Genomic DNA, 12,145 nt, shown 5'->3' on the forward strand with positions numbered 1-12,145 from the left:
GATCTCACCGCCGTACGGACCTTCGTCCCTACACCTCACGACGAATGCCCCGCATGCTCGAAGGTGATGACCCCTCATGGCTCCAGCGGCTTCCACTCGTCGATCCGTGGCGCGGCACCCTCGTCGGAACGCCCCACGGGCGGCTGGCGTGCCGTGGTGCTGCTCGTCGCGGTGCTCGCGCTGATCATCGTCACCCTCGACGTGGCGACGCCCGCCGACTTCCGGGCGCGCGCCCTGCTCGGCCTCGTGCCGATCGCCGTGGCGCTGCTCGCCCCCGTGACCGTCACCGCCGTCGTGACCGGGCTGCTGATCTGCGTCTACCTCGGCCTCCAGGCGGTGGCACCGCTGCCGACCGGCGGCAGCTGGGCCGTGCTCGGGCCGCTGATGATCGGCACCGGCGGACTGCTCGGCGTGCTGATCGCGCGCCGCAGGGAGGAGCAGCGCAGCCGGGTGCGGGCCCTCACCGACATCGCCGAGGCCACCCAGCGCGCCGTGATGCGCGGGCTGCCCGAGCGCTTCGAGGACCTGCGCATCGCCGACTACTACCAGCCCGCGGCCCGCGCGGCCCGCGTCGGCGGCGACTGGTACGACTTCCAGCCCTCGCCGTACGGGGTCCGCGCCGTGCTCGGCGACGTCAGCGGCAAGGGCCTGCCCGCCGTGTCGGCGTCGGCGTGGCTGCTCGGCGCGTTCCGTGAGGCGGCGTACCACGAGGAGCGGATCGAGGAGGTGGCGCGGCGTCTGGAGATCGCGATGCAGCGCTACAGCGCCTGGACCCGGATCACCGAGGGCGAGGGCCTCACGGACGCGTTCTCCACGGGCCTGCTGCTGCACTTCCCGCCGGAGTCGGCAGACCGCGTCGACGTCGTCAACTTCGGGCACGAGCCGCCGCTCGTCGTCACCGCCGAAGGCCGGGTGCACACGCCCGAGCTTCCGGCCGGGCTCCCGCTCGGCATGGGGACGCTGGGCGCGGCGGCGCCGCGCGTGGCCCGGCTGCCGTTCGGCGTCGGGGACACGCTGATCCTCTTCACCGACGGCGTGACCGAGTGCCGCGACGCGGGCGGCACCTTCTATCCCGTACGGGAGCGGCTGCCGCGCCTGGTGACGCCGCGCACCGCGCAGGAGCCGCCGGGCGTGCTGCTGCGGCGGCTCGCTGAGGATCTGCGGGAGCACCGGTACGGGCCGCCGAGCGACGACGCGGCGATCACCGTCATCCGCAGGACCGCGGAGCGCGCCCCGTACGTGGACGCGGCGGACGCGGAGCTGTACGGGCCGCGCACCGCTGACGGTCAGTACGCCACGGACATGCGCTTCCTGGAGTGCGCGTCGCGCTCCAGCTCGTCGACGAAGGCCAGCGCGTAGTCCTCCGCGCTGATCCGGCTCTCGCCGTCCGCGTCCTTCATCAGCCGGTCGCCGCCGATCCGGAACTCCTCGGTGCGCTCCCCCGGGCCGATCTCGGCCGCGGGCGAGATGTACGTCCAGTCGAGGTCGTCGACCGTGCGCAGGTACGCGAGCACGTCCCGGTGCGCGAGCGCCTCGCCCCGGTACGCGTCGGGGAAGCCCGGCTGGTCCATGAGCGCCTCGCCCGGCGCCACCTCCAGGCTGCCCGCGCCGCCGACCACCACGAGCCGCGCGACCCCGGAGGCGCGCACGCCTGCGACCAGCGACTGGTTCAGCGCGAGGAACGGCTTGACCGGGTCGGAGCCGTCGCGGGGCGGCGCGAGGGCGGAGGCCACCGCGTCGTGCCCGCCCGCGAGCTGCGCGAGCCGCTGCGTGTCGGCGACGTCCGCCGCCGCGGGGGTGACGCCGGCGACGGGGACGTCTCCGGAGCGGCTGACGGCGGTCACGCTGTGGCCGCGGCCGAGGGCCTCGGCGGCGATACGGCTGCCGACCATGCCGGTGGCGCCCAGGAGCAGGATGTTCATGGGCTCAGCGAAACACGGTGCGCGCGGGCCCGCATGTTGCGGACCGCGCCCCGTGAGAGGTCAATGGAAGGCGAGGCACGCGGAACTCGGGACACCCGAGGGGGCCCGGCGAGGCACCCGAGGGGGCCTGGCAGAAAGGAGCCCGTCATGGCTCAGCACGCGGCACCCGCACCCGGACGCGGCCACACCGGTGGCACGTCCGTCTCCCCCATGAGTCCTGGTCTCGTCGTCCCCGTCGTGACCGGCATCGCGTACGGATTCTGGGCGGCGAGCGTCGACCGCTTCGGCGGCGAGGTCACCGGGGGCAACATCGCGCTCGGCTTCGTCACCGGGATCGTCGTGGCGGCCCTGTGCTTCGGCATCCACCACTGGTCGAAGCAGCTGGCGGGCCGGCACTTCTTCGCGCGGGCCGCGGCCTGGGGCGCGTTCGCCGGGATCGCGGTCGGTTTCCTGCACAGCCTCGCGGACCGGGCGATCCTGTGGTCGATCGTGCTCGGCATGATCATCGGCGCGAGCGTGTTCGTGGGGACGTACTACCGGTACTACTCGGCCAGCGAGTACGCCCCCGCATAGAACGTACGTTCTATAGAGGTCGGCTGGGCTCCACCGGGAGCGGGCGGGGCCGGAACATGCACCCGTTCGGCCCAGTGCTCCACCGGAGCGCTCGCGCCCCGCCCGGCCGGGGCCTTGCCTGGCAAGGTGACCCGAAAAGCCCCCGCCACCGGCCGCTTCACCGCCGTCCTCTCCGCGGTGCTGCTCGTCGTCGCCTGTCTCCTCGTACCCCTCGGCACGCTCTCCACGTGGGCGAAGCACGAGATCGGCGACGGCGACCGGTACGCGGCCACGATGGCGCCGCTCGCCGCCGACCCGGACGTGCGGAACGCGGTCGCCGACGCGGTGACCTCCGGCGTCATGAAGAACGTCGACATGGGCGCCCTCGAAGGCGCCGTCGAGCAGTATCTGCACGACGCCGTCGTCTCGTTCACGGGCACCGCCGCCTTCCGCGACGCCTGGGACACCGCGAACCGGGCCGCCCACGACGCCGTGCAGCGGGCCCTCGACGACGGCGCCACCGGACCCGTCACGCTCGACCTCGCCCCCGTCACCGAGCAGGTCAAGGGCCAACTGGAGGCGAACGGCGTGCCGTTCGCCGAGCGCATCCCGGTCACCCACACCGAGGTCACCCTGCTGTCCGCGGGCGACCTGGCGGAACTGCGCACGGTCTTCCATCTGCTCCAGCGCGCGGGCCTGTGGCTGCCGCTCGCCGCCGTCGGATGCGCGGCCATCGGTCTCGCGCTCGCCGCGCACCGCCGCCGCGCCCTCGCCCTGACCGCCCTCGGCGCGGCCCTGGGCGCCGCCGCGCTGCTCGTCGCGCTGCCCATCGCCCGCGCCCTGACGCTCTCCGACATCTCCGGCGCCACGAACCGGGCGGCGACCGGAGCGGTGTACGACGCGCTGACCTCGCCGATGCGCACCGCGTCGTGGGTGATCGTGGCGGCGGGACTGCTGCTCGCGCTCGTGGTGTGGCTCGGCAGGCACCCGTTCGGCCGCGCACGGGATGCCGCCCGGCGGCTCCGGGGCGAGCCTGCGGGTGACACGAGGAGGCGCCCACATGAGTCACACACCGCCGGAAGCCGGGACGAACGACTGGTCAGAGGCTCACCGCAGGCCCGACCCTGACCCGACGCGGGGCCAGGGCCCCCGCAACGACTGGGCGGCGGGCGGCACCCTGTTCGCCGGCGTCCTGATGCTCGTCAGCGGCTGCCTCGGCGTCCTCAACGGGATCGCCGCCATCGCCAAGGACGACGTCTACGGCCGGATCGGCGACTACGTCTACGCCTTCAACCTCACCACGTGGGGCTGGATCCACCTGGTCATCGGCGTGCTCGTCGCGGTCACCGGCTGGGGCGTGCTCAAGGACAAGGACTGGGCGCGCGGCGCGGGCATCGCCTTCGGCGCGCTCTACGTCGTCGAGTACTTCCTGTTCCTGCCGTACGCGCCGGTGTGGTCGGTCATCTCCATCGGCATCGGTGTCTTCGTCATCTGGGCCCTCGCCTCCGACCGCGGCCACGCTCCGAACAGCACCGACCCCCGCACCACCAAACCGGCCTGACCCGGCTCGACCACGGCTAGCCTGGAGAAATCCGAGCGAACGGGTACGGGGGCGGGCCGTGGACCAGGGGCAGCACATCACGGACGCGGCGCCCGGCGCCGCGCGGTACGAGCCGCGGGGCGCCGGGCGCCGCCGCGTCAACAGGGCGGGCGCGTGGGCGGCGGCGCTGCTGCTGGCCGGGGTCGGCGTGGTCGTCGGCTGCCGGGCGGCGGGCCGCGACGCGGTCACCCCCGTGCCCCAACTCCTCGCGTTCCTGCCCTGGTTGATCGCGCCCACGGCCGCCGCCCTGCTGATCGCGCTGCTCGCCCGCTGGCGCACGGGACTCGTCTGCGGCGTCGTCGTGCTCGGCGCGCTCGCCTGGTACACGGAGCCGTACGGCAAGGACGGCGGCGAACCCGCCGGGCCGCCGGTCTCCGGGGTCCGGGTGCTCGCGTCCAACGTCCAGTTCAGCCGCGGCACGAACGCGCTGATCGACACCGTCGCCCGGCACCGCCCCGACCTCGTCTTCGTCGCGGAGTGCGGAAGCCCCTGCCGCGACGCCCTCGACCGCGAGTCGCTGCGCACCCGCTACCCGTACCGGCGCGCGGTGGCGGCCGACGGCTCGGAGGGTTCGACGATCCTCAGCAGATTCCCGCTGAAGGCCGCGCCGACGGTGGCCGGGACGATGGGCATGCCGGCGGCCGTCGCGGACGTGCGCGGGCACGCGGTGCGGCTCCAGCTCGCGCATCCCATGCCGCCGCTGCCCGACCAGGTCGGCGTGTGGCGGACCGAGCTGGGCCGGCTCGCGGACGCGGCGCGGGCCGCGCGCGGGCCGGCGATCATGGCGGGCGACTTCAACGCGACGCAGGACCACGCGGCGTTCCGCCGGATCCTCGACGCGGGCGCGCTGCGCGACGCGGCCCGCCTCACCGGCCGCGCCCGCACGCCGAGCTGGCCGTCGACCGCACCCGGACCGCTGGGCACGCAGATCGACCACGTCCTGGTCACCGACGACTTCTCCGCCGACGCATCCCGATTCGTACGCCTGTCGGACACCGACCACCGGGCGCTCCTGGTAGACCTCACGCTGCACGGCTGAGCCCCACGCGCTCCACCGGGCCACCGTCCATGGGGAGGCGGACGACGGCCCGGTGGGCTGTGGGGGGTGTGGTGCTCGGCGCTGTGCGCGCGGCTAGCGGAGCCGGGCCTCGGCCTTGTGCAGGGCCTTCGTGAAGCCGTTGGCCCACAGGGACTCGACCTGAGCCCGCTCATTGGCGTCCGGGTTGGCGTTGGTGCACGAGGGGCCGGGGCCGCCGCCGGACATCAGCTCGCTGCACGGGCCTTCGTAGTGGTCGGGCAGGCCGAGCACGTGGCCGGTCTCGTGCGTGGTGACGCGCGTCGAGTCGTACTCCTGGTTCTGCGCGTAGTCCAGGAAGACGTACCCGCGGCCGTGCCCGTCCGTCGACGCGTACGAGCCGCGCGAGTCGTTGCCCTCGCGGTACGAGAAGTCGCCGCCGCCGGACGAGGACTGGAGCTGCACGTTCGACACGGAGGAGTTCCAGATCGACGCGCTCTTCGATATCTGCTGCTGGAAGGTGGGCGCCGCCGATGCGTCGTACGTGACGGTGACGGACTCGGCGCCGGGGTTCGCGGCGCGCTTCTCGGCGACGGACTTCAGGACGGCCTCGAAGAACGCCTTGTTGGCCGCGGCCTCCTCGGCGGACCCGGCGTAGCGCGCGTGACCGCTCGTGGGGGAGGCGGTGGACGCGGCGGCGGGGGTCGCGGCGAGGGCGGTGACGGTGAGCCCGGCACCCAGGGCACACGCGAGGAGACGGATGACTGTGGGGGGTGGTGTCATGTCCATGCGTGAGATTCTGGGGCGGGCGGTACGCACGGGAAAGATGCCAATCGGCGATAACTCGGCGTTATCACGGCGCAGTTGCGTCTGGTGCGGCGCACGGGACGGTTCTACGCTCACCTTTCATGCAGCTGGAAGTGCGGCACCTGCGCGTCCTGTGCGCGATCGAGGACACCGGCAGCCTGCACAAGGCCGCCCGGCACCTCGGCATGACCCAGCCCGCGCTCAGCACCCAACTGCGCCGCATAGAGGACCACCTCGGCGGCCGCCTCTTCACCCGCGAGCGCACCGGCTGCCGTCCCACCCCGCTCGGCCGGACCCTGCTCACGCGGGCCAGACCGCTCGTCGACGAACTGCGCGCGCTCGTCGACGAGACCCGGGCGCGGGCCGCCGACGCGACCGGCGAGCGCCACCTGCGCATCGGGTCCACCGCCAGTCGCGCGCTGCCGGGCTGGCTGCGGCGGCTGCGCGCGGACTCGCCGGTCGAGCCGTCGCTGCGCATGGACGTCTCGGCGCACGCGCTCCTGCGGCTCGTCGCCGACGGCGAGCTCGACGTGGCGTTCGTCCACGAGGTGGAGGGCAGCCCGCTGCGCATCCCGCCGGGGCTGACCTGCGAGGTGCTGATCGACCGCGAACCCCAGTACGTCTCCCTGTCGGCGGACCATCCGGCGGCCCGGCACCCCGTCGTACGCCTCACCGATCTGGCGGACGACCGGTGGATGATCGACCCGACCGTGGACGGCGAATGGGACGGCCTGCTGCGGGCGTTCCGCGCGGCGGGGCTCAACCCCCGTGTGCTGCACGGCGATTACCTGACCGCGGCGAACCTCGTCGCGACGGGCGAGGTGGTGACGCTCTGCCAGCCCACGTCGCTGGCCCGCCCCGACATGGCGATCCGCCCACTCGAGGGAGACCCGGTTGCGGTACGCCTGCTGCTCGCGGCACGCTCGACGGCAGTCCTGAACGCCGTGTCCCCGGCCCTGCGAGAGGCATATGGGGAGGCGGCACACCAATCCCCGGCGTATCGGACCCGCCTCGGCCGCACCCTGCCCAAGATCACGGTCCGTGGCGGCTAACCTTACGTGTCCGCCCTGGCCAGGGGTTCCAGGGACGTCGGGGACAACTCATGCGGAAGGTTGCGCACATGGGCATTCTGGATCTGCTGCGGAACGCGTTCGGGCGGTCCCGCAAAAAGGACGAGACCGCTGCCGCTCCGGACCCAGCACCCACGACCACGGTCCCTTCCCCCTCCAGGGGCGAAGCCGACGACCTGGTCTCAGCGGCCTTCGACAACGTCTCGGTCCCCAAGCCGTCACCTCCGGTGGGCGAGGAACGGCTGACGGAACCTGAGCCTGCGACTCCGTCGCAGCCCACGGCCGAGGCCGAGCCGACTCCGTCCGAGCCGAAGCCGGTCGAGCCGGAGCCCGAAGCCACGGACCAGGTCGCCCCCGCTGTGGGCAATCGTCCCGCAGGGCGGGACGGGTGGGCACAGCCCCCGGCGCAGGCCGAAGAGAACGAGGGCGCCGAGCCCGGCACGGCCGACGAAACCCCGGCGCAGGCCGAAGAGAACAAGGACGCCGAACCCGTCACGGCCGACGAAACGCCGGCGCAGGCCGAGGAGAACGAGGGCGCCGAGCCCGTCGAGGCAGAGGAAACCCCGGCGCAGGCCGAAGAGACCAAGGACGCCGACCCCGTCACGGCGGAGGAAGCTCCCGCGCAGGCCGAAGAGACCAAGGACGCCGAACCCGTCGCAGCCGACGAAACCCCGGCGCAGGCCGAAGAGACCAAGGACGCCGAACCCGGCACCCCGAAGAAGCCCGCCCACACGCCCGCCAAGGTCAAGACGCGCGCCCCCGGCCTGGCCGCAGCGCACAAGGCCGCCGGCACGGCACTGAAGAAGCAGAACCTCACCGGCACCCGCGCCACGGTCTACCTCGTCCTGGACCGCTCCGGCTCCATGCGCCCGTACTACAAGAACGGCTCGACCGCCGCCCTCGCGGAGCAGACCGTCGCCCTCGCCGCCCACCTCGACGCCCGCGACACCCCCACCGTCCACACGGTGATCTTCTCGACGGACATCGACGCCTCCGGCGACCTCACCCTGGACGCGTACGAGGGCAAGGTCGACGAGTGGCACGCGGCAGCGGGCCGCATGGGCCGCACCAGCTACCACCGCGCGATCGAAGAGGTCGTCGCCCACCACGAGAAGTCGGACGACCCGACCGCCCCGGCCCTGGTGATCTTCCAGACGGACGGCCCCCCGGACGTCCAGCGCCCCGCGAACGAGGCCCTCGCGGCAGCGGCGAAGCACCCGCTCTTCTTCCAGTTCGTGACGTTCGGCGACCCCGAGTCGAAGAACTTCGACTACCTCCGCAAGCTGAAGGCCGAGAACACCGCGGTGTTCCACGCGGGCGAGACCCCGCTGGAGCTCACGGACGCCGAGCTCTACAAGGGCCTCCTCACCGCCTGGCGCCCGTAACCCCACCGGCCCCGACCGGCCCCCCGTACCCCACGGCCGTCCGCACGGTAAAACACCGCGCGGGCGGCCGCTCCATGTCGGCTACGATTTCTAGATTCCACCCACGTCACAACCCGGGAGCAGCCCCCGATGGCTCGACACCTCATCACCAGCGCCCTTCCGTACATCAACGGGATCAAGCACCTGGGCAACATGGTGGGGTCCATGCTCCCGGCCGACGTGTACTCCCGTTACCTGCGCCAGCGCGGCCACGACGTGCTGTACATCTGCGCGACGGACGAGCACGGCACCCCCGCCGAGCTGGCGGCCAAGGAGCAGGGCCTCCCGGTCGCCGAGTTCTGCGCGCAGGCGCACGACGCGCAGAAGGCGGTCTACGACGGGTTCGGTCTCGCCTTCGACCACTTCGGCCGCAGCTCCTCGGAGCAGAACGCGGAGATCACCCAGCACTTCGCCCGCAAGCTGAACGAGAACGGGTTCATCGAAGAGCGCGCCATCCGCCAGGTCTACAGCCCGGCCGACGAGCGCTTCCTCCCGGACCGCTACGTCGAGGGCACCTGCCCGCACTGCGGCTACGACAAGGCGCGCGGCGACCAGTGCGAGAACTGCACGCGCGTCCTGGACCCGACGGACCTGATCGAGCCGCGCTCCGCGATCTCCGGCTCCACGGACCTGGAGATCCGCGAGACCAAGCACCTCTTCCTGCTCCAGTCGAAGCTCCAGGGCGAGGTCGAGGCGTGGATCGACGAGGTCGCCGACGAGTGGCCGCACCTGGCGTCCTCCATCGCCCGCAAGTGGCTGACCGAGGGCCTCAACGACCGCTCGATCACCCGTGACCTGGACTGGGGCGTGCCGGTCCCGGCGGACACCTGGCCGGAGCTGGCGGCCGAGGGCAAGGTCTTCTACGTATGGTTCGACGCCCCGATCGAGTACATCGGCGCGACGAAGGAGTGGGCGGACCAGGCCCCCGACGGTGAGACCCGCGACTGGAAGTCGTGGTGGTACGAGCCGGCCGGCGCCTCCGACGTCCGGTACACGGAGTTCATGGCGAAGGACAACGTCCCGTTCCACTCCGTGATGTTCCCGGCCACGGAGATGGGCATCCGCGAGCCGTGGAAGAAGGTCGACTACCTGAAGGCCTTCAACTGGCTGACGTACTACGGCGGCAAGTTCTCCACGTCGCAGAAGCGCGGCGTCTTCACCGACCAGGCGCTCGAGATCCTGCCGGCCGACTACTGGCGCTACTTCCTGATCGCGAACGCCCCGGAGTCCGACGACTCGTCGTTCACCTGGGAGCACTTCACCGCGACGGTGAACAAGGACCTGGCCGACACCCTCGGCAACTTCGTCAACCGCGTGCTGTCCTTCTCCAAGAAGCGCTTCGGCGAGGAGGTCCCCGCGGGCGGCGAGCCCGGCGAGGCGGAGGCGAAGCTGGGCCAGGAGATCTCCACGCTCCTCGCCGAGTACGAGACCCAGATGGAGGCCCTCCAGTTCCGCAAGGCCGCCGCGGCGCTGCGCGCCCTGTGGTCGGCGGGCAACTCCTACCTGGAGGAGAAGGCCCCCTGGCTGGAGATCAAGACCGACAAGGACGCCGCGGCCCTCACGCTGCGCACGGCGATGAACCTGATCCGCCTGTACGCGGTGGTCTCCGAGCCCTTCATCCCGTCCTCGGCCGCCGCGATGCGCGCCGCGTTCGAACTGCCCGGCGACGACGCCCGCTGGGTCACCGCCGAGGAGGCCGCGTCCCTGACGACGGTCCCCGCCGGCACCCCCTTCACCGTTCCCCCCGTCCTCTTCGCCAAGATCACCGACGAGGACCTGGAGTCGTACAAGACCCGCTTCGGCGGCGAGCCGGAGGCGTAACGCAGAACGCACAACGCCGAAGGGCCCGGAACCGATCCTGGTTCCGGGCCCTTCGGCGTTGTCGCGGTGAGGTCGCTACTTCTTCTCGACCGGCTTGCGCAGCTGGATGTTGAGCTCGCGCAGACGCGACTCGTCCAGCTCGGTGGGCGCGCCCATCATCAGGTCCTGCGCGTTGCCGTTCAGCGGGAACGCGATGGTCTCCCGGATGTTCGGCTCGTCGGCGAGGAGCATGACGATGCGGTCGACGCCCGGGGCGATCCCGCCGTGCGGCGGGGCGCCGAAGCGGAACGCGCGGAGCATGCCCGCGAACTCGTGCTCGACGGTGTCGCGGTCGTAGCCCGCGATCTCGAAGGCCTTGAGCATGATCTCCGGCTCGTGGTTCCTGATCGCGCCGGAGGACAGCTCCACGCCGTTGCAGACGATGTCGTACTGCCAGGCCAGGATATCGAGCGGGTCCTTCTCCTCCAGGTCCTTCATGCCGCCCTGCGGCATGGAGAACGGGTTGTGGGAGAAGTCGATCTTCCCGGTCTCCTCGTCCTTCTCGTACATCGGGAAGTCGACGATCCAGCAGAAGCGGAAGACGCCCTCCTCGAAGTGGCCGGCGCGCTTGGCGGCCTCGACGCGGACCGCGCCCATGATCTTCGAGACCTCGTCGAACTCGCCCGCGCCGAAGAACACGGCGTGGCCCGCCTTGAGGCCGAGGCGCTCGGTGAGGACCTTGACGTTCTCCTCGGTGAGGAACTTGGCGATCGGGCCCGCGAACGTGCCGTCCTCGCCCACACGGATCCAGGCCAGGCCCTTGGCGCCCTGCTCGACCGCGTAGTCGCCGAGGCCGTCGAAGAACTTGCGGGACTGCGAGGCGGTGTCCGGGACGGGCAGCGCGCGCACGTGCTTGCCGGCGAACGCCTTGAACTCGGAGTCCGCGAACACGTCGGTGATGTCGACGAGTTCGAGCTTGGCGCGCAGGTCCGGCTTGTCGTTGCCGTACTTGAGCATCGACTCGCGGAACGGGATCCGCGGGAACGGGCTGGTGACCTCGCGGCCGCCGCCGAACTCCGTGAAGATGTCTGTCATGAGCTTCTCGATGGGGCGGAAGACGTCTTCCTGCTCCACGAAGCTCATCTCGATGTCGAGCTGGTAGAACTCGCCCGGCGAGCGGTCCGCGCGCGCGTCCTCGTCGCGGAAGCACGGCGCGATCTGGAAGTAGCGGTCGAAGCCCGAGATCATCAGCAGCTGCTTGAACTGCTGCGGCGCCTGCGGCAGGGCGTAGAACTTGCCCGGGTTCAGGCGGGACGGGACGACGAAGTCGCGGGCGCCCTCGGGGGAGGTCGCGGTGAGGATCGGCGTCGCCATCTCGTTGAAGCCGAGGTCGACCATCTTCGAGCGGATCGAGGCGATGACCGCGCTGCGCAGCATGATGTTCTTGTGCATGCGCTCGCGGCGCAGGTCCAGGAAGCGGTACTCGAGGCGGCGCTCCTCGCCGACCCCGTCGTCCTGGTTGATCTGGAACGGCAGCTGCTGGGCCGCGCCGAGCACCTCGACCGTGGAGGCCTCGATCTCGACCTCGCCGGTGGGCAGCTCCGGGTTCACGTTGTCGGCGCCGCGGGAGACGACCTTGCCGTCCACGCGGACGACGGTCTCCTTGGTGAGCTTGTCGAGGACCTCGGCGGCCTCCGTGCCCGGGCGGGCGACGAGCTGCGTGATGCCGTAGTGGTCGCGCAGATCGATGAAGAGGATGCCGCCCAGGTCTCGGCGATTGTGCAGCCAGCCGCTCAGCCGGACGTCGGAGCCGACGTCAGAGGCGCGGAGCTCGCCGCAGGTGTGGGACCTGTACCGATGCATCGTCGTTCATCCAGCCTTTGCGCTTGGGGTTCCCCGGGAGACAACCGGGATCTCCCCAAGGGTACCGGCCCCGCCCCGGGCCACGGCCCGGC

11 protein-coding genes are annotated in these 12,145 nt (G+C 71.8%); 8 read left to right on the forward strand and 3 right to left on the reverse strand.

Features of this window, described 5'->3' with window-relative positions:
• Positions 1-66 precede the first annotated feature (66 nt).
• Complete coding sequence (locus ACTWJ8_RS19600) at positions 67-1,359, forward strand: PP2C family protein-serine/threonine phosphatase (protein ID WP_443264726.1); 1,293 nt, start codon at positions 67-69, stop codon at positions 1,357-1,359.
• Here the strand turns inward: ACTWJ8_RS19600 and ACTWJ8_RS19605 are convergent.
• Positions 1,287-1,922 carry an NAD(P)-dependent oxidoreductase gene (locus tag ACTWJ8_RS19605; RefSeq protein ID WP_356386859.1) on the reverse strand — a complete coding sequence of 212 codons (636 nt, stop codon included), beginning with the start codon at positions 1,920-1,922 and terminating at the stop codon, positions 1,287-1,289. The genes ACTWJ8_RS19600 and ACTWJ8_RS19605 overlap by 73 nt on opposite strands.
• A 147-nt stretch (positions 1,923-2,069) precedes the next feature.
• Between ACTWJ8_RS19605 and ACTWJ8_RS19610 the strand changes: the two genes are divergently transcribed.
• The 4 genes from ACTWJ8_RS19610 (at position 2,070) to ACTWJ8_RS19625 (ending at position 5,113) form a co-directional block, all read left to right on the forward strand.
• Positions 2,070-2,495, forward strand: a complete 426-nt coding sequence (locus tag ACTWJ8_RS19610; RefSeq protein ID WP_356386856.1) for a hypothetical protein — start codon at positions 2,070-2,072, stop codon at positions 2,493-2,495.
• Positions 2,496-2,621: 126 nt separating this feature from the next.
• Positions 2,622-3,602: a hypothetical protein gene (locus ACTWJ8_RS19615; RefSeq protein ID WP_356386853.1), complete on the forward strand. Its 981-nt coding sequence runs from the start codon at positions 2,622-2,624 to the stop codon at positions 3,600-3,602.
• On the forward strand, positions 3,535-4,035 hold the full coding sequence (locus tag ACTWJ8_RS19620) for a DUF7144 family membrane protein (RefSeq protein ID WP_356386850.1): 501 nt from the start codon (positions 3,535-3,537) through the stop codon (positions 4,033-4,035). Before ACTWJ8_RS19615 ends, ACTWJ8_RS19620 begins: the two co-directional genes overlap by 68 nt.
• A 58-nt stretch (positions 4,036-4,093) precedes the next feature.
• A complete protein-coding gene (locus tag ACTWJ8_RS19625; protein WP_443264728.1) occupies positions 4,094-5,113 on the forward strand; it encodes an endonuclease/exonuclease/phosphatase family protein in 1,020 nt (339 codons plus the stop codon).
• A gap of 93 nt (positions 5,114-5,206) precedes the next feature.
• On the opposite strand, the gene snpA is transcribed toward ACTWJ8_RS19625, so the two are convergent.
• Positions 5,207-5,872 carry a snapalysin gene (gene snpA / locus ACTWJ8_RS19630; protein WP_356387360.1) on the reverse strand — a complete coding sequence of 222 codons (666 nt, stop codon included), beginning with the start codon at positions 5,870-5,872 and terminating at the stop codon, positions 5,207-5,209.
• Between the two features lie 125 nt (positions 5,873-5,997).
• On the opposite strand from snpA, the gene ACTWJ8_RS19635 reads away from it, so the two are divergent.
• The 3 genes from ACTWJ8_RS19635 to metG all read left to right on the forward strand — a co-directional run bounded on the left by ACTWJ8_RS19635 (position 5,998) and on the right by metG (position 10,211).
• Positions 5,998-6,948, forward strand: coding sequence for a LysR substrate-binding domain-containing protein (locus tag ACTWJ8_RS19635; protein WP_443264730.1), 951 nt, complete (start codon positions 5,998-6,000; stop codon positions 6,946-6,948).
• 68 nt (positions 6,949-7,016) lie between these two features.
• On the forward strand, positions 7,017-8,351 hold the full coding sequence (locus ACTWJ8_RS19640) for a VWA domain-containing protein (protein WP_443264732.1): 1,335 nt from the start codon (positions 7,017-7,019) through the stop codon (positions 8,349-8,351).
• Positions 8,352-8,480: 129 nt separating this feature from the next.
• The gene (gene metG, locus ACTWJ8_RS19645) at positions 8,481-10,211 is read left to right on the forward strand and encodes a methionine--tRNA ligase (protein ID WP_443264734.1); all 1,731 of its coding nucleotides are present in this window, start codon (positions 8,481-8,483) and stop codon (positions 10,209-10,211) included.
• Positions 10,212-10,286: 75 nt separating this feature from the next.
• Here metG and aspS read toward each other — a convergent pair whose 3' ends face one another.
• On the reverse strand, positions 10,287-12,053 hold the full coding sequence (aspS, locus tag ACTWJ8_RS19650; RefSeq protein ID WP_356386835.1) for an aspartate--tRNA ligase: 1,767 nt from the start codon (positions 12,051-12,053) through the stop codon (positions 10,287-10,289).
• Between the last annotated feature and the right edge of the window lie 92 nt (positions 12,054-12,145).

It is taken from the genome of Streptomyces sp. SDT5-1 (assembly GCF_052245995.1).
In the GTDB taxonomy this organism is placed as follows: Bacteria; Actinomycetota; Actinomycetes; order Streptomycetales; family Streptomycetaceae; genus Streptomyces.

Bases quoted from the DNA above. Each gene is read 5' to 3' on its own strand.
- ACTWJ8_RS19610 (WP_356386856.1), top strand. From the start codon at position 2,070: ATGGCTCAGCACGCGGCACCCGCACCCGGACGCGGCCACACCGGTGGC.
- ACTWJ8_RS19635 (WP_443264730.1), top strand. From the start codon at position 5,998: ATGCAGCTGGAAGTGCGGCACCTGCGCGTCCTGTGCGCGATCGAGGAC.
- aspS (WP_356386835.1), bottom strand. From the start codon at position 12,053: ATGCATCGGTACAGGTCCCACACCTGCGGCGAGCTCCGCGCCTCTGAC.
- ACTWJ8_RS19600 (WP_443264726.1), top strand. From the start codon at position 67: ATGACCCCTCATGGCTCCAGCGGCTTCCACTCGTCGATCCGTGGCGCG.
- metG (WP_443264734.1), top strand. From the start codon at position 8,481: ATGGCTCGACACCTCATCACCAGCGCCCTTCCGTACATCAACGGGATC.
- ACTWJ8_RS19640 (WP_443264732.1), top strand. From the start codon at position 7,017: ATGGGCATTCTGGATCTGCTGCGGAACGCGTTCGGGCGGTCCCGCAAA.
- ACTWJ8_RS19605 (WP_356386859.1), bottom strand. From the start codon at position 1,922: ATGAACATCCTGCTCCTGGGCGCCACCGGCATGGTCGGCAGCCGTATC.
- ACTWJ8_RS19620 (WP_356386850.1), top strand. From the start codon at position 3,535: ATGAGTCACACACCGCCGGAAGCCGGGACGAACGACTGGTCAGAGGCT.
- snpA (WP_356387360.1), bottom strand. From the start codon at position 5,872: ATGACACCACCCCCCACAGTCATCCGTCTCCTCGCGTGTGCCCTGGGT.